16 protein-coding genes are annotated in these 18,263 nt (G+C 46.0%); 15 read left to right on the forward strand and 1 reads right to left on the reverse strand.

The window, feature by feature from the left end; all coding sequences use genetic code 11:
- Positions 1 to 206: 206 nt before the first annotated feature.
- Positions 207 to 551, forward strand: coding sequence for a hypothetical protein (locus ACO0K1_RS11010; RefSeq protein ID WP_423025614.1), 345 nt, complete (start codon positions 207 to 209; stop codon positions 549 to 551).
- 81 nt (positions 552 to 632) lie between these two features.
- Here ACO0K1_RS11010 and ACO0K1_RS11015 read toward each other — a convergent pair whose 3' ends face one another.
- Positions 633 to 2,387 carry a methyl-accepting chemotaxis protein gene (locus tag ACO0K1_RS11015; RefSeq protein WP_423025616.1) on the reverse strand — a complete coding sequence of 585 codons (1,755 nt, stop codon included), beginning with the start codon at positions 2,385 to 2,387 and terminating at the stop codon, positions 633 to 635.
- A 291-nt stretch (positions 2,388 to 2,678) separates the two neighbouring features.
- Between ACO0K1_RS11015 and ACO0K1_RS11020 the strand changes: the two genes are divergently transcribed.
- The 14 genes from ACO0K1_RS11020 to hisG all read left to right on the forward strand — a co-directional run bounded on the left by ACO0K1_RS11020 (position 2,679) and on the right by hisG (position 18,262).
- Positions 2,679 to 3,374, forward strand: coding sequence for a transposase (locus tag ACO0K1_RS11020; protein WP_423025618.1), 696 nt, complete (start codon positions 2,679 to 2,681; stop codon positions 3,372 to 3,374).
- 187 nt (positions 3,375 to 3,561) lie between these two features.
- Complete coding sequence (locus tag ACO0K1_RS11025) at positions 3,562 to 8,247, forward strand: glutamate synthase-related protein (protein WP_423025620.1); 4,686 nt, start codon at positions 3,562 to 3,564, stop codon at positions 8,245 to 8,247.
- A 133-nt stretch (positions 8,248 to 8,380) separates the two neighbouring features.
- Complete coding sequence (locus tag ACO0K1_RS11030; protein ID WP_423025622.1) at positions 8,381 to 9,844, forward strand: glutamate synthase subunit beta; 1,464 nt, start codon at positions 8,381 to 8,383, stop codon at positions 9,842 to 9,844.
- Between the two features lie 305 nt (positions 9,845 to 10,149).
- Positions 10,150 to 10,953, forward strand: coding sequence for an ABC transporter ATP-binding protein (locus ACO0K1_RS11035; protein WP_423025624.1), 804 nt, complete (start codon positions 10,150 to 10,152; stop codon positions 10,951 to 10,953).
- Positions 10,950 to 11,720 carry a lipid asymmetry maintenance ABC transporter permease subunit MlaE gene (mlaE, locus tag ACO0K1_RS11040; RefSeq protein ID WP_423025626.1) on the forward strand — a complete coding sequence of 257 codons (771 nt, stop codon included), beginning with the start codon at positions 10,950 to 10,952 and terminating at the stop codon, positions 11,718 to 11,720. The genes ACO0K1_RS11035 and mlaE overlap by 4 nt, the downstream gene beginning before the upstream one ends.
- A gap of 167 nt (positions 11,721 to 11,887) precedes the next feature.
- Complete coding sequence (gene mlaD, locus ACO0K1_RS11045) at positions 11,888 to 12,364, forward strand: outer membrane lipid asymmetry maintenance protein MlaD (protein WP_423025628.1); 477 nt, start codon at positions 11,888 to 11,890, stop codon at positions 12,362 to 12,364.
- Complete coding sequence (locus tag ACO0K1_RS11050; RefSeq protein WP_423025630.1) at positions 12,361 to 13,134, forward strand: MlaA family lipoprotein; 774 nt, start codon at positions 12,361 to 12,363, stop codon at positions 13,132 to 13,134. The genes mlaD and ACO0K1_RS11050 overlap by 4 nt, the downstream gene beginning before the upstream one ends.
- Before the next feature lie 119 nt (positions 13,135 to 13,253).
- A complete protein-coding gene (locus tag ACO0K1_RS11055; RefSeq protein ID WP_423025704.1) occupies positions 13,254 to 13,904 on the forward strand; it encodes an MlaC/ttg2D family ABC transporter substrate-binding protein in 651 nt (216 codons plus the stop codon).
- Between the two features lie 27 nt (positions 13,905 to 13,931).
- Entirely contained in the window at positions 13,932 to 14,207 is a 276-nt protein-coding gene (locus ACO0K1_RS11060) for an STAS domain-containing protein (RefSeq protein ID WP_423025632.1), read from the forward strand.
- A 169-nt stretch (positions 14,208 to 14,376) separates the two neighbouring features.
- Positions 14,377 to 15,291, forward strand: a complete 915-nt coding sequence (locus ACO0K1_RS11065) for an ABC transporter ATP-binding protein (RefSeq protein ID WP_423025706.1) — start codon at positions 14,377 to 14,379, stop codon at positions 15,289 to 15,291.
- Between the two features lie 11 nt (positions 15,292 to 15,302).
- Complete coding sequence (locus tag ACO0K1_RS11070) at positions 15,303 to 16,058, forward strand: ABC transporter permease (protein ID WP_423025708.1); 756 nt, start codon at positions 15,303 to 15,305, stop codon at positions 16,056 to 16,058.
- Positions 16,059 to 16,122: 64 nt separating this feature from the next.
- Positions 16,123 to 16,359 carry a BolA family protein gene (locus tag ACO0K1_RS11075; protein WP_423025634.1) on the forward strand — a complete coding sequence of 79 codons (237 nt, stop codon included), beginning with the start codon at positions 16,123 to 16,125 and terminating at the stop codon, positions 16,357 to 16,359.
- Complete coding sequence (gene murA / locus ACO0K1_RS11080; RefSeq protein WP_423025636.1) at positions 16,359 to 17,609, forward strand: UDP-N-acetylglucosamine 1-carboxyvinyltransferase; 1,251 nt, start codon at positions 16,359 to 16,361, stop codon at positions 17,607 to 17,609. Before ACO0K1_RS11075 ends, murA begins: the two co-directional genes overlap by 1 nt.
- Positions 17,609 to 18,262 (forward strand): ATP phosphoribosyltransferase, encoded by a 654-nt coding sequence (gene hisG / locus ACO0K1_RS11085; protein ID WP_423025638.1) that lies wholly within the window; start codon positions 17,609 to 17,611, stop codon positions 18,260 to 18,262. Before murA ends, hisG begins: the two co-directional genes overlap by 1 nt.
- Position 18,263: the final 1 nt, after the last annotated feature.

The following is an 18,263-nucleotide window of genomic DNA, read 5'->3' on the forward strand; positions in this document are numbered from 1 at the left end:
GAAAAAAATATAAAAAGCACAATTAAAGTGTAAGAAAAACCATAAATACTAAATTTTTAATCGAAAAAAAGAAAAATAATTAAAAAATTTCGGGTTTTTGTAACTTTACTTGTCAACGGGATCTTGGGTGCCATCGTTTTGGATACTAAAGAATCTTTGCCAGTACTTTTCGGGTAGCGAAGATTCCCTTCTCAAGGAGTCTGGAAATGATTTACGAAATTTTGGTTCGCGCTTCCGATAATAAGAAGATGACATCGGATAATTTGATTTGGATCGAAAGTGATCTGCCATCACGTTCGTTTGAAAAATGGCTGCGTGACCGCGCCTTATTAGATGGCACGTTGACGGCACCTATCGTACGTTGGAGTATCGTTCAGACGACGCGTCAGGCGCATTTTAAATTGGCGACGCAAGCGAAGGCACTGAAAAGCCGTATTTCTGAGTTAATGAGTGGACAACCAGAGGTGCGTGATGTTCCTGATGCGTCTAAAGCATTAAGTGCATTCCGTCTTAAGGCACAAAAAAGCGAGTTAGTTCCCGCTTATCTGTAAATTGAGATAACGGAAAAAAAGCACAAGCTGATGTTGTTCAGTTTGTGCTTTTCTGCCTTGCAAATTGGTTTATTGTTATCTTTAAAATTCTTCCCAGTCATTGTCGTTGACGGAGCGAATCACGCTTGGCCGACTTGGTCCGCTTCGTTCGCGGTCGTTATTTTTTCTGACTTTTTTCGTCTGTGAAGTAAGAACCTTTGGCTTGTTGGCCGCTATGACAGGTTTTTTCTGTGTGTTGCTTCGTGTTGACCCGTTGATCATTGCTGAACGGCTGTCGCGATCTTGTCCGGCAAGTTTAAATTGTGCAAGGATTTGAGAAAGCGAGATCGATTGATCGCGCATACTTTCGGCAGCGGCGGCAGCTTGTTCGACTAAAGCCGCGTTTTGCTGTGTCATTTCATCCATCTCATTGATCGCGATATTGACCTGTTCGATGCCAGAACTTTGTTCCTGACTGGCTGAACTGATTTCTGCCATGATGTCCGCAACGTGCTGCACGCTCTTGACGATTTCTCTCATCGTTTGACCCGCAGTATCGACCAGTTTGCTGCCATGCTCAACCTTGTCGACGGAATCATCGATCAGGGATTTTATCTCTTTCGCTGCCGATGCACTGCGTTGCGCAAGATTTCTGACCTCAGAGGCGACCACTGCGAATCCTCGCCCTTGTTCGCCAGCACGTGCAGCTTCTACTGCTGCATTCAAGGCCAAAATATTGGTTTGAAAGGCGATGCCGTCAATCACGGCAATAATATCAACGATTTTGTTCGAGCTTTCTTTGATCGAACCCATTGTTGTTACAACCTGTTCAACGACATTTCCTCCCTTAACTGCGATGCCGGATGCAGTGACAACCAATTGATTCGCTTGGCGGGCATTGTCAGCGTTTTGCTTTACCGTTGAAGTCAGTTCTTCCATTGATGAGGCCGTCTCCTCCAAAGAGCCGGCTTGGTTTTCGGTACGTGCGGATAAATCAGCGTTTCCTGAGGCAATTTCATCCGCTGCAATATGAATGGTCTCGGTGCCTTGCCGGACGTCTGAAATTACCTGGCTTAAACCGACACTGATGCCATTGATCGCATTGATTAATTCTCCAATCTCATCCTCCCGCTCGATGCTCATGGTGTTGGTAAGATCACCGCGCGCAATTTGTTTGGCGATATCGGATGCTGATTTCAGTGGTTTGATGATCGATCCCGTTATTAACCAAGCGCAAAGAACGGAAAGGCAGCCGGCAAAAAGTATCAAGACAATGAGTAAAATTCGGCTAGATTCATATGCAACTTGGATTGTCGCTGCTGTCGTATCAATTTTTTGACGTTGAAGAGCCAATAGCTCCTCAATTCTTTTTATATAATTTAATGAAGCCGGTATGAAGATTTGTTCTAGTGCCTGATTGGATTCCTCTGGTTTATCTGCTTTTTTTAGGGCAACGACCTTTTCACGGCCTTCCATATAGATTTTACGAGTCTCCAAAATTGCTTTAAACAGGGCTTTTTCCTTCTCCGTGTTCATATGTTCTTCGACTGCTTTTTGTAAAATCCCTGAGCTGCGAGTTGATTCTTCCTGATCGGCTTTGAAAAATACCGCTAACGATGGATCACTACTTTTTGCGATCGCGGTGGTTCTACGGATGCCAGTATGCACATAGCGGTACCAATCACTGAGCAGCCTTTCGGTGGTTAATGGTTCGTTTAATAACTGTTGGGTTGCATGGGCGACATCGCTCAAACGGTATAAGGCGACAGAGCTTGTGATTAGTGACAGTAAAAGAACGAGCGCAAAACTCAGGCCTAGTCGTTGCCCTACGGATAATTGTCTGGTGAATGAATGCATTATTTTTCTCGCTGTATTTACAGATTTTGTGTTCGAAACGGGACTGTTATATCGATCGACAATTTTTGTTCATTTAACTCAAAATGCTAGCGGTTGCGGGGTGGTATAAAATGGTGCAAATTTTATTGCATCTTGGAAATTTTGTGCCTGATCATAGCGTAATTCTCACTTGAATGTCGATCCTTGCGCAGGTCATGGCGCCAGAAATTAATATTTTTCAGCTGATAGATTCATTGATATTGGCAAAGGAATTTCTGCACTACAATTTCATTATTTTTCGGACGGCATCGTATGGCAAGACTTCCTCGTTTGGTAATTCCGCACGCTTTGCATCACGTGATGCAAAGCAGCCATCAGGATATCTCTTTATTCCGGGATGACGAGGATTGTCGCACGTTTTTAGGCTTTGTTTTGCAGGCATCAAAACAATATAAGGTCTCAATTCATGCCTACGTTTTAATGCCTGATCATGTTCATTTCGCACTGACACCGTCCGATGAGCAGGGTTTAAGTAGAATGATGCAGTTTGTAGGGCGCTTTTATGTTCCATACTTTAACCGGAAATATCAACGTGTGGGCAGTTTGTGGCAAGGAAGATATAAAGCGACGGTGATCCAGGCCGAAACCTACTTTTTACCATGCAGTGTCTATATGGAAACTAATCCAGTGAGATCTCGCTTAGTGCAAGATGCAGGTGATTATCAGTGGTCAAGCTATCAACATCACATCGGCCACCGGGTAGATCCATTAGTTTCTGATCATCCGATTTTTTGGGCTTTAGGTAATACGCCTTTTCAGCGTGAAGCTAACTATCGAGAAATGATTGCCTCGTCGCTGTCCGCAAAAGACATTGCGCAGCTAACAGAAGCAACGCACAAAAGCTGGTTGCTTGGATCGGCCGCTTTTAAAGTTGAGATTGCTAAATTGACTGAACGTCGCGTGGAACCTGCAAAGCCTGGCCGCCCACGTAAAGTAGCAGCGGCTTAGCGCGTTATTGGGCGCGAATTGGAATCGCGCCTCTTCTTTGTATTTAATTTACTCTGACCCTAATAAAAAATACGGGAATTATTTTTTAATTTTAATGTACTCTGACCCTATTTATTTCTGTTGAACTTTCTTTTGCAGTGCACTATCCTCCATCACAGACTTTCAATTTTGCACTCTGGAGATAGCTATGCAAGCCCAAGGTTTATACGATCCATCCAACGAACATGACGCTTGTGGCGTCGGCTTTATTGCTCATATTAAAGGAAAAAAGAACCACGCCATCGTTGAACAGGGTTTGCTTATCCTGAAGAACCTCGATCATCGGGGTGCTGTTGGCGCCGACGCCTTAATGGGGGATGGAGCGGGTGTGCTGATTCAGATTCCAGATCAATACTATCGCGAAGAAATGGCCAAACAAGGCGTGCAATTGCCGCCGCCTGGTGAATACGGCGTTGGTATGATCTTTTTACCAAAAGAACACGCTTCTCGTCTCGCTTGCGAACAAGAGATTGAACGCGCAGTGCGTGCTGAAGGTCAGGTTGTGCTCGGTTGGCGTGACGTGCCTGTTGATCGTGACATGCCTATGTCACCGACCGTGCGTGAGAAAGAGCCAGTTATTCGGCAGATATTCATTGGTCGCGGCCCAGATATTATGGTGACCGATGCGCTTGAACGTAAGCTGTATGTGATCCGCAAATCAGCCGTACATGCGATTGAGGCCTTGAAACTGATCCACGGCAAAGAATATTTTGTCCCTTCAATGTCTGCTCGGACGATAGTCTACAAAGGACTGCTGCTGGCGGACCAGGTCGGTGTCTACTATAAAGACTTGCAAGATGAACGTTGTGTGTCTGCTTTGGCTCTCGTACATCAACGCTTTTCTACGAATACTTTCCCAGAATGGCCGCTTGCTCACCCGTATCGCATGATTGCACATAACGGTGAAATCAATACTGTCAAAGGCAACTTCAACTGGATGCGCGCCCGCGAAGGCGTGATGAAGTCTGCAGTATTGGGCGACGATCTGCAAAAATTATATCCATTGATTTTTGAAGGTCAATCCGATACCGCAAGTTTTGATAATGCGCTGGAATTGCTGGTGATGGCGGGTTATCCGATTGCCCAAGCAATGATGATGATGATTCCTGAAGCTTGGGAAAATCACGACATGATGGATGAAAATCGTCGCGCCTTCTATGAGTACCATGCGGCGATGATGGAGCCATGGGATGGTCCAGCAGCGATGGCATTTACCGACGGCCGTCAAATTGGCGGTACATTAGATAGAAATGGCCTGCGTCCAGCGCGTTATATCGTCACGGACGATGATTTGGTTGTGATGGCATCGGAATCCGGTGTGTTGCCGATTCCAGAATCAAAAATAATCAAAAAATGGCGCTTGCAACCAGGCAAAATGTTCCTGATCGATTTGGAAGCAGGACGTATCATTGACGACAAAGAGATCAAAGATACCTACGCCAATGCCAAGCCTTACAAGCAATGGATTAAATCCGTACGCATTAAACTCAATGAGTTAAAGGGTAACGTCGACGCGCATCCAGAGTCAGCGACTTTGCTCGACAGACAGCAGGCGTTTGGATACACCCAAGAAGACATTAAATTCCTGATGACGCCGATGGCGGTCAGCGGTGAAGAAGCCATCGGTTCGATGGGTAACGATTCTTCATTAGCTGTGATGTCGAATAAACTCAAACCGCTGTATAACTACTTTAAACAATTGTTTGCGCAGGTCACCAATCCGCCAATTGACCCTATTCGTGAAGCGATGGTGATGTCCCTGGTGTCGTTTATTGGTCCTAAACCAAATCTGCTCGATACTAACAACATCAACCCACCGATGCGTCTGGAAGTAGCGCAACCAGTATTGAATTTTGACGATATCGCAAAACTCCGCAATATCAGCGCCAACACCGGGGGCAAATTTAAATCCTATGAGTTGGATATCTGCTATCCAATTACGTGGGGTAAAGATGGTATTGAAGCTCGCCTGGCATCTATTTGTGCGGAAGTGGTCGATGCAGTGAAGTCTGGTCACAACATCATGATCATCACTGATCGTAAAATGGATGCAAATTTTGTGGCAATTCCAGCTCTGTTAGCAACGTCGACCGTACATCAACATTTGGTCAGTAAAGGCTTACGTACGACGACTGGTCTGGTCGTCGAAACGGGTTCGGCGCGTGAAACGCATCACTTTGCCTTGCTGGCGGGCTATGGTGCAGAAGCCGTTCATCCCTATTTGGCAATGCAAACCTTGGCCGATATCGCCAGCTCGTTACCAGGCGATATTTCTGCAGAAAAAGCAATCTACAACTACACCAAAGCGGTAGGCAAAGGCTTGATGAAAGTCATGTCCAAAATGGGTATTTCTACCTACATGTCTTACTGCGGAGCGCAAATTTTTGAAGCAATCGGTCTCAATAAGTCCTTGGTTGACAAATACTTCAAAGGCACCGCCTCTAACGTGGAAGGTATTGGTGTATTCGAAGTTGCTGAAGAAGCTTTGCGTTTGCATACATTGGCGTTCAGTGCTGATCCAGTATTGGAAAATACGCTTGATGCAGGTGGTGAATATGCATTCCGTATTCGCGGTGAAGACCACATGTGGACGCCTGATGCAATTGCTAAATTGCAACATTCCACACGTGCTAACAACTACAACTCGTACAAAGAATATGCGCAGATCATCAACGATCAATCCAAGCGCCATATGACTTTACGCGGCTTGTTTGAATTTAAAATTGATCCTGCTAAAGCCATTCCGCTTGATCAGGTGGAACCCGCAAAAGAAATCGTCAAACGTTTTGCAACTGGCGCGATGTCACTGGGTTCGATCAGCACAGAAGCGCATGCGACATTGGCGATCGCCATGAACCGTATCGGTGGTAAATCAAATACCGGTGAAGGAGGCGAAGATCCAGCGCGCTATCAACAAGAATTGAAAGGCATTCCAATCAAGCAAGGTGAGACGCTGGCATCGGTCATTGGGCCTAAGCAAATTGAAGTCGATATTCCTCTGCAAGACGGTGACTCCTTACGTTCACGCATCAAACAAGTCGCCTCTGGCCGCTTTGGCGTGACGGCGGAATACCTGATCTCGGCTGATCAAATTCAGATCAAGATGGCGCAAGGCGCGAAGCCAGGCGAAGGTGGTCAATTGCCTGGCCATAAAGTGTCTGAATACATTGCGAAATTGCGCTTCTCCGTGCCAGGCGTTGGACTGATTTCGCCTCCGCCGCATCATGATATTTACTCGATTGAGGATTTGGCGCAGTTAATTCATGACTTGAAAAACGTCAATCCTAAAGCATCGATCTCGGTCAAGTTGGTTTCCGAAGTGGGTGTGGGTACCATCGCTGCTGGTGTTTCTAAAGCGAAAGCGGATCACGTGGTTATCGCTGGGCATGATGGTGGCACAGGTGCTTCCCCATTATCATCGATTAAGCATGCCGGTACGCCGTGGGAATTAGGTTTGTCCGAAACTCAGCAAACATTAGTACTGAACGGATTACGTGGCCGTGTACGGGTGCAAGCTGATGGTCAAATGAAGACCGGCCGTGACGTTGCGATCGCTGCCATGTTGGGCGCCGATGAAATTGGTTTTGCAACGGCACCGCTGGTCGTTGAAGGCTGCATCATGATGCGTAAATGCCACCTCAATACTTGTCCTGTCGGTGTGGCGACACAAGACCCAGTGTTGCGTGCCAAGTTCTCTGGTAAACCAGAATATGTTGTGAATTATTTCTTCTTTGTTGCAGAAGAAGTTCGTCAAATCATGGCGCAACTCGGTGTGCGCACTTACGATGAACTGATTGGCCGTGTGGATCTTTTAGATAAATCAAAAGCGATCACGCATTGGAAAGCAAAGGGATTGGATTTCGCGAAAATATTTCATCAACCCGAAACGACAGCGCATGCAGATATTCGTCATGTCGACGTTCAGGATCACGGTCTCGAAAAAGCATTAGACAATAAGCTGATTGCTCAAGCGAAAATCGCTTTGGAAACAGGTGAAAAAGTATCGTTTATTTCACCTATTAAAAATTTGAACCGTACTGTTGGCGCAATGCTTTCTGGCGAAGTAGCGAAAAAATATGGCCATGCTGGCCTGCCAGATGACACGATCCATATTCAATTGCAAGGCACTGCCGGTCAATCCGCTGGCGCATTCCTTGCTCAAGGTGTGACACTGGATCTGGTCGGTGAAGGTAATGATTATGTTGGTAAGGGCTTGTCTGGCGGCCGTATCATTATTCGTCCAAATACCGAATTCCGCGGCTGGGCAGTCGATAATATTATCTGCGGCAATACAGTTTTATACGGTGCAATTTCTGGTGAAGCGTTTATTAATGGTGTGGCTGGTGAGCGTTTTGCGGTACGTAACTCCGGCGCTCTGACAGTTGTTGAAGGAACTGGTGATCACGGTTGTGAATATATGACTGGTGGCACCGTGATTGTTCTGGGAAATACTGGTCGTAACTTTGCTGCGGGTATGTCGGGTGGGATCGCCTACGTCTATGATCCAGACGGCGAATTTGAAGCGAAATGTAATTTGTCGATGGTGACGCTGGAACCAGTCTTGGCTGGTGATGTGCAGACAGCAACCGTTGATAAAGCGATCTGGCACAGCCGTTTGCGCGGTGGTGAAGGCGAGACTGATGAAGCTATTTTGCGCAACCTGATTGAACGACATTTTAAACATACTGGCAGCACGCGTTCTCGTAATTTGTTGGATGACTGGGCGCGTAGCCGTGCCAAATTCGTCAAGGTATTTCCGACAGAATATAAACGTGCGTTGGCTGAGATGTATGCCGCTAAACAAGCGGCGACAGTGCTCGAAAAGGCAGCTTAAAAAGGCAGCTTAAACGGGCGACTAAAAAAACATCGACATTGGCACATTTCGCGTATGTGATTTGCACAAAGCATGTCAACGTTTAAAAAATGATTTTAGGGCGCACAGCCCACAACGATATTGAGGTCAGATTATGGGTAAAGTTACCGGTTTTATGGAGTATCAGCGTTTGCAGGAAGCCAGCGAAGCGCCGCAGTCTCGTAAAAAACATTACAAAGAGTTTTTAGTTCATCTTGATGATGCGCAATCGAAAGTACAAGCTGCACGTTGTATGGATTGTGGCATTCCTTTTTGTAATAACGGCTGTCCAGTCAATAACATCATTCCGGATTGGAACGATCTGGTGTATCACGGGGATGTGAAGCAAGCCTTAGAAGTACTTCATTCGACGAATAATTTTCCGGAATTTACAGGACGGATTTGTCCCGCACCATGTGAGTCGGCTTGTACACTGGGAATCAATGAAGATGCGGTGGGTATTAAATCAATAGAACACTACATCATTGACAAAGGTTGGGAAAATGGCTGGGTGACAGCAAAAATTCCTGCTGCTAAAACGGGTAAAAAAGTCGCGGTGGTAGGTTCTGGTCCCGCAGGTTTGGCTACAGCACAACAATTAGCTCGCGCCGGACACGATGTGACTGTGTTTGAAAAAAATGATCGCGTCGGCGGTTTGTTACGCTACGGTATTCCCGATTTTAAAATGGAAAAATCGCATATCGACAGACGCGTCGAACAAATGCAAGCGGAGGGCGTGACTTTCCGTACTGGCGTATTTGTTGGAAAAGATTTTCCCGCTTCAGTAACTAACTGGTCTAAAGAGACAATTTCGCCTGACACTTTGCAAAAAGAATTTGATGCCGTTGTCATCGCAGGTGGTGCCGAAACGCCGCGCGATCTGCCTGTGCCTGGTCGTGAGCTCAAAGGCGTTCATTTTGCAATGGACTTTTTGCCTTTGCAAAACAAGGTCAATGCGGGTGATAAGGTCAAGGATCAAATTCTTGCAACAGGCAAACACGTGGTTGTGATCGGTGGTGGCGATACAGGTTCTGACTGTGTCGGTACCTCGAATCGTCATGGAGCTAAATCGGTAGCGCAATTTGAATTGTTGCCGCAACCGCCAGAGCAAGAAAATAAACCTTTAGTCTGGCCTTACTGGCCTACTAAGTTGCGTACTTCGTCCTCCCACGAAGAAGGATGTGAGCGCGATTGGGCAGTGGCGACCAAACGCCTGGAAGGCAAAGCTGGCAAAGTAGATAAGCTGATTGCCTGCCGTGTTGAGTGGAAAGACGGGAAAATGCAAGAAGTGCCCGATTCAGAATTTGAAATGAAAGCGGATCTGGTTCTCTTGGCGATGGGCTTTGTTTCTCCTGTGCAGCAAGTATTGGACGCTTTTGGCGTTGATAAAGATGCTCGCGGTAATGCAAAAGCGACAACGGATGGTGCTGATTGTTATAAGACCAATGTTGATAAAGTATTTGCTGCAGGTGACATACGTCGTGGTCAATCGCTCGTTGTGTGGGCAATACGTGAAGGTCGTCAATGTGCACGTGAAGTCGATGCATTTTTGATGGGAAGCTCCTTATTGCCACGTTAAATTTAATTTTTTAGCAATATTAAAGAGCGACTGATTTGCTTCTAAAAGAGGCAATTAGTCGCTTTTTCTTTTCGGAAATAGCAAAATATTTATAAATTACTGACTTTCAATTCATTAAATTTATTTGTTTTAAAACAACAATTTAAATAATAATTCATTAATTTACATTTTTACAATTTTTTATTTAGTTTAAAGTGATAATTCAGAATTATTATTATTTGATTCTATTTTCGATATACTTCTTGTCACAACTCCATTTCCGGATCTGCATTACAATCTAGTTTTTGTAAAAACTTATCGTTGACGTGCCAAATCTCGTAGAAATTCGTAATGTGCAATTCGGTTATGGAGAGCGGACAATTTTGTCTGGGCTTACTATGGATTTCCCGCGCGGCAAAGTCATTGCCGTTATGGGAGGGTCGGGGTCAGGTAAAACCACTATCCTGCGCTTGATTGGTGGTCAGATTCGCCCGCAATCGGGCAGTCTCAGCGTCAACGGACAAGAAATTCCAACGTTGGACAACAAGGGTCTTTATGCGATGCGCAGAAAAATGGGCATGTTATTTCAACATGGCGCTCTATTTACCGATTTGAGCGTATTCGACAACGTCGCTTTTCCGATCCGTGAGCATACCGATTTGTCAGAGTCGATGATACGTGACCTGGTGATGCTGAAACTGCAAGCCGTTGGCTTGCGTAACGCAGCGCAACTCATGCCCTCCGAAATTTCTGGTGGCATGGCACGTCGCGTCGCGTTGGCACGTGCGGTTGCATTAGATCCACAATTAATGATGTACGACGAACCGTTTGCTGGTTTGGATCCAATTTCTATGGGTGTCACCGCAAATTTAATCCGAAACTTAAATGACGCATTGGGGTCTACCAGCATTCTGGTATCGCATGACGTGAATGAGTCATTTGCGATTGCTGATTACGTGTACTTTTTGTCACAAGGAAAAATTGTTGCTAATGGAACTCCTGAGCAGATGTTGGCCTCTGAAGATCCGTACGTAAAACAATTTGTACATGCTGAGGCGGATGGGCCGGTACCTTTCCATTATCCAGGTAAGTCGTTGCTCGATGATCTGGGTTTGAAAGGAGAGGCATGATATTTGAGCGTATAGGAAAATGGGTTCGCGAATCTGCCAGTGATCTTGGCTATGCAACCCGTTCTTTCTTTTTAATTTTGCGAAGTGCGTCAGGTTTGTGGCGCCGACCACGACTCATTACCGATCAAATTCATTTCATCGGTAATTATTCGCTGGTGATTATTGCTATTTCAGGTTTATTTGTTGGTTTTGTACTTGGCTATCAGGGCTATTACACACTCAATCGCTATGGTTCCGAAGAAGCGTTGGGTTTGTTGGTTGCTCTGGCACTGACGCGTGAATTGGGGCCGGTTGTGACTGCCTTATTATTTGCCGGCCGTGCCGGAACTTCGCTGACAGCGGAAATTGGGCTGATGAAAGCGGGTGAGCAACTGGCGGCGATGGAAATGATGGCGGTGAATCCGATTGAACGCGTTCTTGCGCCGCGCTTTATTGCCGGCTTAATTGCAATGCCAATCCTGACCGCGATTTTTAACGCCATGGGCATTATTGGTGGCTACATTGTTGGGGTAAAGCTGATCGGTGTCGATGAAGGCTCTTTTTGGTCGCAAATGCAGTCTGGTGTTGAGGTTTGGCAGGATATTGGTAATGGCGTGATTAAGAGTATTGTGTTTGGGTTTGCTGCGACTTTTGTGGCTCTGTTTCAAGGATATGAAGCACAGCCTACGCCCGAAGGCGTTGCAAGGGCGACTACGCGTACAGTCGTGATTTCATCGTTGCTGGTGTTATGGCTGGATTTCTTGCTGACGGCGTGGATGTTTCAGTAAACAATGAGCCCATCTTCATACTGATACTTATAACTATGCCCATACCTATGCCCATAGGAATTATTGTACTAACCCTGGCGGATCTGTTTGACGCCAATGGCCATTGAAGGTAAATGTCAGATACGCACCTCTCTTGCTGAGGTGAGCGGATTAAGTAAGGAAATATGATGCAAAAAAAATCTCTGGATTTCTGGGTTGGTCTATTCGTAGTACTTGGTGCGGCGGCCTTGCTGTTTTTAGCCTTGCAAGCCGGGAATATGAGTTCACTTTCGCTGGATAAGACCTATGATGTAGTAAGTCGGTTCGACAATATTGGTGGATTGAAGCCACGGGCGGCGGTAAAGAGTGCTGGCGTGGTGGTTGGTCGTGTCGCAGAAATCAAGTTTGACGATAAGACCTTTCAGGCAACGGTTACTTTGCGCTTGGATACGCGCTACCAATTTCCAAAAGATAGTTCAGCAAAGATTTTGACTGCAGGCTTACTTGGGGAACAATACATTGGTTTAGAGGCAGGTGGCGATACCAATAATCTGGTCGCCGGTGACAGAATAAAAATGACGCAATCGGCAATCGTCTTAGAAAATCTGATTAGTCAGTTTTTGTTTAGTAAGGCTACCGATAGCAGTTCGGAAGAGAAAAAATGAAACAAATGTTCACTAGTAATGGTCGTACCCATTTAGGTGCTATGTTGGTAATCACTTTGAGTCTGTTGACGACGGCCTGTAGTACAGTTAATGTCGAAAATATCAAAGCCAAGGCCGATAAAACGATTGATGCGATCGCTGTAAAGACGAATATTGGCCAAAATCCGCGTGACCCGTTAGAGGGCTTTAACCGTGCCATGTTTAACTTTAACGATAGTGTCGATCAGGCAGTTGTCAAACCAGTTGCTCAGATGTATCACGACGTGATGCCATCGTTTGTGCAAACAGGCATAGGGAATTTTTTCGGCAACGTTGGTGATATTTGGAGTGCCTTCAATAGCTTGTTGCAAGGCAAGGCGGGTGAAACTGTCAACGGTATCATGCGGGTGGGCTTAAATTCGACTTTTGGATTAGGTGGTCTGCTTGATATTAGTTCTTCAGCGGGTCTGAGTAAGCACAAAGAAGACTTTGGTCAGACATTAGGAGTTTGGGGCGTAAGATCTGGGCCGTATTTGGTGTTACCAGTCATTGGCCCGACGACCGTCCGTGACGCCATAGCGACGCCTCTTGATTACTATGGCGATGCTTGGTCATATTACAGACCGGTTTATATTCGTAATTCGGGTAGTGCGGTTAGATTGGTTGATTTGCGTGCTGGCGTTTTGGATGCAGGTTCACTGATTGAGGACGCTGCATTAGATAAATATGTATTTATTCGCGATGCTTACTTGCAACGTAGAGCGAATGAAATTCATCCGGACGATGATTAGATTGAATTAGATCAATAGTTAGTGACTGAGATTTGATGACCGTCTCATTCATTGGTGAGATTAATGAGCGACCAGAGGCTTGAAGCTGATCGCCAGATAGGGATAAAAAAATGAAATTAATGACATCAGTAAAAAATCTTTTTGCACAGTTTTTTGTGATTGCTTTTGCAGGTTTGGCGTTTTCTGCACCTGCAATGGCGGCAGATGAAGCGCCAGATCAAATGGTGAAACGTATCAGTCAGGAAATCATCGATTTAGCGAAAAGCGACAAAGAAATTCAAGCAGGTAATCAAAAACGCGTCTATGACATGGTGGAGTCAAAAATTCTGCCGTACATTGATTTTCAGCGCATGACTTCTTTGGCCGCGGGGAAAAATTGGAGAGATGCAACACCTGACCAGCAGCAGCAGTTGATCAAAGAGTTTCGTACTTTGCTGGTATTTACTTATTCTGGTGCGATTACGCAAATCAAAGATCAGCGCATTGAATTTAAGCCAATGCGTGCCGCTGCAGATGATACTGAAGTCGAAGTCCGCTCGCAGGTCATTCAGTCACGTGGTGATCCAATTCAATTGAACTATCGCCTTGCTAAATCGGCGACAGGCTGGAAAATCTATGACATCAATGTTCTCGGTGCGTGGTTAGTTGAAACCTACAAAGGGACGTTTACTGAAGCGATCAGTAAAACAGGCATTGATGGATTGATTAAAACTTTGTCAGATAAAAATAAGAAGTTGGCTTCGGCGCCAAATAAGTCAACTTCTAAATAATAACTACTACGTAAGTGAGAGTTTTCTGTGTATAAATTAGCAGGTGAACTAACCCAGAACAATGCTCGAGTGCAAGTTGCTGCAGGCAATGCAGCGATTACACAAGGGCAGTTGGATTTTGATTTCTCCGACCTGGTGCAAATAGATTCCACTGCAGTTGCCAGCATGATTGAATGGCAACGCGAAGCTGCAAAAAAACATCAAACACTGCATTTTCATTCGGTGCCAGTAAGTGTGATCAGTTTGATACAACTTTACGGTCTGACCGGACAATTCCAGCTTTCCCCTGCCGAGCGACATTGACGCTTCGCGCCAGGGGACGGTTTTTCACTGCTTTTGCCGTGTGCCCTTTCAGTTTAAACACTGAAAATCCCCTATAATCAATAGTTTGGTCATTCTTCACGTAGTGGCGATGTAGTTGATTCATCATTTTTCCGATTTCTTTTTGAGCACATAAGTGCAAACACGCCAAATGGCAGCCATACAAATAAGTAATATCCAAAAGCGTTACCACTCTCTTCAGGCATTGGGGGGCGTTTCTCTGGCGATAGAAGAAGGTGAATTTTTCGGACTTCTGGGGCCAAACGGTGCTGGAAAGACGACGCTGATTTCGATTCTCGCCGGACTTAACAGAGCGGATGCGGGAACGATTACGGTACAAGGCCATGATGTGGTCAGTGACTATCGCAATGCCCGTAGTAAGCTTGGCGTCGTGCCGCAAGAGTTGGTATTTGATCCATTTTTTACCGTACGTGAAACCTTGCGTATGCAGTCTGGCTATTTTGGAATCAAAAATAACGACAAGTGGATTGACGAGATCATGGAAAACCTTGATCTGACGAACAAAGCTGATACCAATATGCGCGCGCTGTCGGGTGGTATGAAACGTCGAGTGTTGGTAGCACAAGCTCTAGTTCACAAACCGCCAGTTATTGTCCTGGACGAGCCAACGGCGGGTGTGGACGTTGAATTGCGTCAGACTTTGTGGAAATTTATCGCGCGCCTCAATCGTGAGGGACACACCATTGTTCTGACCACGCATTATCTGGAAGAGGCGCAGGCCTTGTGCAATCGTATCGCGATGCTCAAACAGGGAAAAGTAGTGGCGTTAGATAGCACAGCGGCATTGATTAAGCGAATTTCTGGTTCGCAGTTGCGGGTGACTCTGGCGGCGCAAGGTAATATCAATTTACCAACAGCCCTGCGCGCTAAGATCATTAGCCATGAAACGCCGTCTGATCCGCGTCAGCACATTTTGCGTGTAACCGATTATTCAGAAGTGGAGTCGATGTTGAGTGAATTCCGACTGGCAGGTTGCCTCATAGAAGATTTGCAACTGCTGCAAGCTGACTTGGAAGATGTCTTCCTGCAAATCATGGAAGGCTAAAAATGACGAACATGACTGGTTTTAATACTCTCTTGTATAAGGAAGTACTCCGTTTCTGGAAGGTAGCGACGCAAACTATTACTGCGCCTATCATGACCGCTTTACTGTATTTGTTAATTTTTGGTCATGTACTTGAAGATCATGTGCAAGTCTATCCTGGGGTTCGCTATACCGCGTTTCTCGTGCCTGGCCTGGTGATGATGAGTGTTTTGCAGAACGCCTTTGCGAACTCTTCGTCATCCTTAATCCAATCAAAGATTACTGGTAATTTGGTGTTTGTTTTGTTGCCTCCATTGTCTCATTGGGAAATTTTCGGTGCCTATGTGTTGGCAGCGATATTGCGTGGTTTGGCAGTTGGCGCTGGTGTATTTATTGTCACCGTCTGGTTCGCTAATTTAAGTTTTTATTCTCCATTGTGGATCATCTTGTTTGCCTTGCTGGGCGCGGCAATGTTGGGTACGATGGGTCTGATTGCGGGTATTTGGGCTGAGAAATTTGATCAGTTGGCCGCATTTCAAAATTTCCTGATCATGCCAGCCACGTTTTTGTCGGGTGTGTTTTACTCCATTCATTCATTACCGCCATTCTGGCTGACATTGTCGCGCTTTAACCCGTTTTTTTACATGATTGATGGCTTCCGTTTTGGATTCTTCGGTCATTCAGATGTAGACCCCGTGAATAGCTTGGTCATCGTTACGATCTTCTTTATTTTGCTCGCAACCATAGCTTTGCAGATGTTGAAGAGTGGCTATAAGTTACGTCACTAATCTCACGTCAATAAGCTCACGTCAATTAGCTTGTGTCATTAATTTAGTTTTAGAAAGATACGCCGTGTTTCCTACCCCTGATCAAATTAAAAATTACATTGCAGCTGGTTTGGAATGTACTCACCTGGAAGTCGAAGGCGACGGCCAGCATTTCAATGCAGTCATTGTTTCTGCCGCATTTGCTGGCAAGCGTCCGATTCAGCGCCATCAATTGGTCTATGCCGTTTTGGGCGATCGCATGCGCGAAGAAATCCATGCTTTATCAATGAAAACCCTGACGCCAGAAGAGTACCAAGCATAATGGATAAATTATTGATTACCGGCGGTTCCCGCCTGAATGGTGATATTCGCATTTCCGGCGCGAAAAACGCGGCGTTACCGATTCTGTGCGCGGCCTTATTGACGTCTGATGAGCTAGTCTTGCATAACGTTCCTTCATTGCAAGACGTTAGCACCATGTTCAAATTATTACGCCAGATGGGTGTCAGCATAACGCAAGAAGATGGCGTGACGACCCTAAGAGGCAATGCGATTGATAAGCTCGAAGCACCATACGATATGGTGAAAACCATGCGGGCATCGATTCTGGTATTGGGACCGTTAGTCGCCCGTTTTGGCGAAGCGAAAGTGTCGTTGCCTGGCGGTTGCGGCATCGGCTCGCGTCCGGTTGATCAGCACATTAAAGGCTTACAAGCCATGGGTGCTGAAATTACGATTGAGGCTGGTTATATTCATGCCAAAGCGTCGCGTTTAAAAGGTACCCGTGTCGTTACCGACATGATTACCGTAACCGGCACAGAAAACCTGCTTATGGCAGCTACCTTGGCGGATGGAATAACAATTCTGGAAAATGCTGCACGCGAACCCGAAGTGACCGATCTGGCAAATCTGCTGGTGGCCATGGGTGCGAAGATCGAAGGTATCGGCACCGATCGCTTGGTTATTGAAGGGGTTGAACGCTTGCATGGTGCGACCCATACCGTCATTGCTGATCGCATAGAAACAGCGACTTTCTTGTGCGCTGTTGCGGCAACGGGCGGAGATATTCGTGTTACACATACTCGTACGGATATTTTGGATGTGGCGTTAGATAAATTGCGTGAAGCCGGTGTGATTCTGACTACTGGCCCTGATTGGATTCGTGCGCAGATGAGTGCGCGACCAAAGGCCGTCGGCTTCCGTACGACTGAGTACCCAGGTTTCCCGACGGATATGCAAGCGCAATTCATGGCAATGAATTGTATCGCCGAAGGTAATAGTCGCGTCACCGAGACCATCTTTGAAAATCGTTTTATGCACGTGCAGGAAATGAATCGTCTCGGCGCAAAAATCGAAATTGACGGGCATACAGCAATGGTGAATGGCGTCGATAAACTCATTGGCGCACCAGTTATGGCCACCGACTTACGTGCCTCCGCATCGTTGGTCATCGCTGGTATGGTGGCTGAGGGTGAAACTCTGATTGATCGCATCTATCACTTAGATCGCGGCTATGACCGCATCGAAGTGAAACTGTCTGCGGTCGGTGCCAATATTCAGCGAGTGAAATAATGACGACACAACTGACATTGGCATTATCCAAAGGCCGTATTTTTGAAGAAACACTGCCGTTGCTAGAAGCTGCAGGCATACGTGTAACTGAGGATCCGGAAAAATCACGCAAGCTGATTTTGGCAACCAATGACCCCGCAGTGCGCGTGATCATTGTCCGTGCATCTGACGTACCGACCTACGTTCAATACGGCGCGGCTGATTTTGGCGTGGCCGGTAAGGATGTGCTACATGAGCACGGCGGTGAAGGTTTGTATCAACCTATCGATTTAAATATTGCGCGTTGTCGCATGTCAGTGGCAGTGTCTGCAGGTTTTGATTATGCAAAAGCGGTGCGTCAAGGTGCGCGTTTGCGCGTAGCGACCAAATACACAGAAACCGCACGTGAGCATTTCGCCAGCAAGGGCGTACACGTTGACTTGATCAAACTTTATGGGTCGATGGAATTGGCACCTTTGGTTGGTTTATCAGATGCCATCGTCGATTTGGTCAGTACCGGTAATACCCTGAAGGCAAATAATTTGGTTGAAGTTGAACATATCATGGATATTTCGTCGCGTTTGGTGGTGAATCAGGCGGCATTAAAATTAAAACGTGAACGGTTGCAACCTATCCTTGAAGCATTTGATCGCGCCTCCAAATTAAATCAGTAAA

This window comes from Undibacterium sp. SXout20W, from assembly GCF_049340285.1.
Classification (GTDB): domain Bacteria; phylum Pseudomonadota; class Gammaproteobacteria; order Burkholderiales; family Burkholderiaceae_D; genus Undibacterium.

Bases quoted from the DNA above. Each gene is read 5' to 3' on its own strand.
- ACO0K1_RS11070 (WP_423025708.1), top strand. From the start codon at position 15,303: ATGACTGGTTTTAATACTCTCTTGTATAAGGAAGTACTCCGTTTCTGG.
- hisG (WP_423025638.1), top strand. From the start codon at position 17,609: ATGACGACACAACTGACATTGGCATTATCCAAAGGCCGTATTTTTGAA.
- ACO0K1_RS11015 (WP_423025616.1), bottom strand. From the start codon at position 2,387: ATGCATTCATTCACCAGACAATTATCCGTAGGGCAACGACTAGGCCTG.
- ACO0K1_RS11055 (WP_423025704.1), top strand. From the start codon at position 13,254: ATGACATCAGTAAAAAATCTTTTTGCACAGTTTTTTGTGATTGCTTTT.
- ACO0K1_RS11010 (WP_423025614.1), top strand. From the start codon at position 207: ATGATTTACGAAATTTTGGTTCGCGCTTCCGATAATAAGAAGATGACA.
- ACO0K1_RS11065 (WP_423025706.1), top strand. From the start codon at position 14,377: ATGGCAGCCATACAAATAAGTAATATCCAAAAGCGTTACCACTCTCTT.
- ACO0K1_RS11050 (WP_423025630.1), top strand. From the start codon at position 12,361: ATGAAACAAATGTTCACTAGTAATGGTCGTACCCATTTAGGTGCTATG.
- mlaD (WP_423025628.1), top strand. From the start codon at position 11,888: ATGCAAAAAAAATCTCTGGATTTCTGGGTTGGTCTATTCGTAGTACTT.
- ACO0K1_RS11025 (WP_423025620.1), top strand. From the start codon at position 3,562: ATGCAAGCCCAAGGTTTATACGATCCATCCAACGAACATGACGCTTGT.
- murA (WP_423025636.1), top strand. From the start codon at position 16,359: ATGGATAAATTATTGATTACCGGCGGTTCCCGCCTGAATGGTGATATT.
- ACO0K1_RS11020 (WP_423025618.1), top strand. From the start codon at position 2,679: ATGGCAAGACTTCCTCGTTTGGTAATTCCGCACGCTTTGCATCACGTG.
- mlaE (WP_423025626.1), top strand. From the start codon at position 10,950: ATGATATTTGAGCGTATAGGAAAATGGGTTCGCGAATCTGCCAGTGAT.
- ACO0K1_RS11030 (WP_423025622.1), top strand. From the start codon at position 8,381: ATGGGTAAAGTTACCGGTTTTATGGAGTATCAGCGTTTGCAGGAAGCC.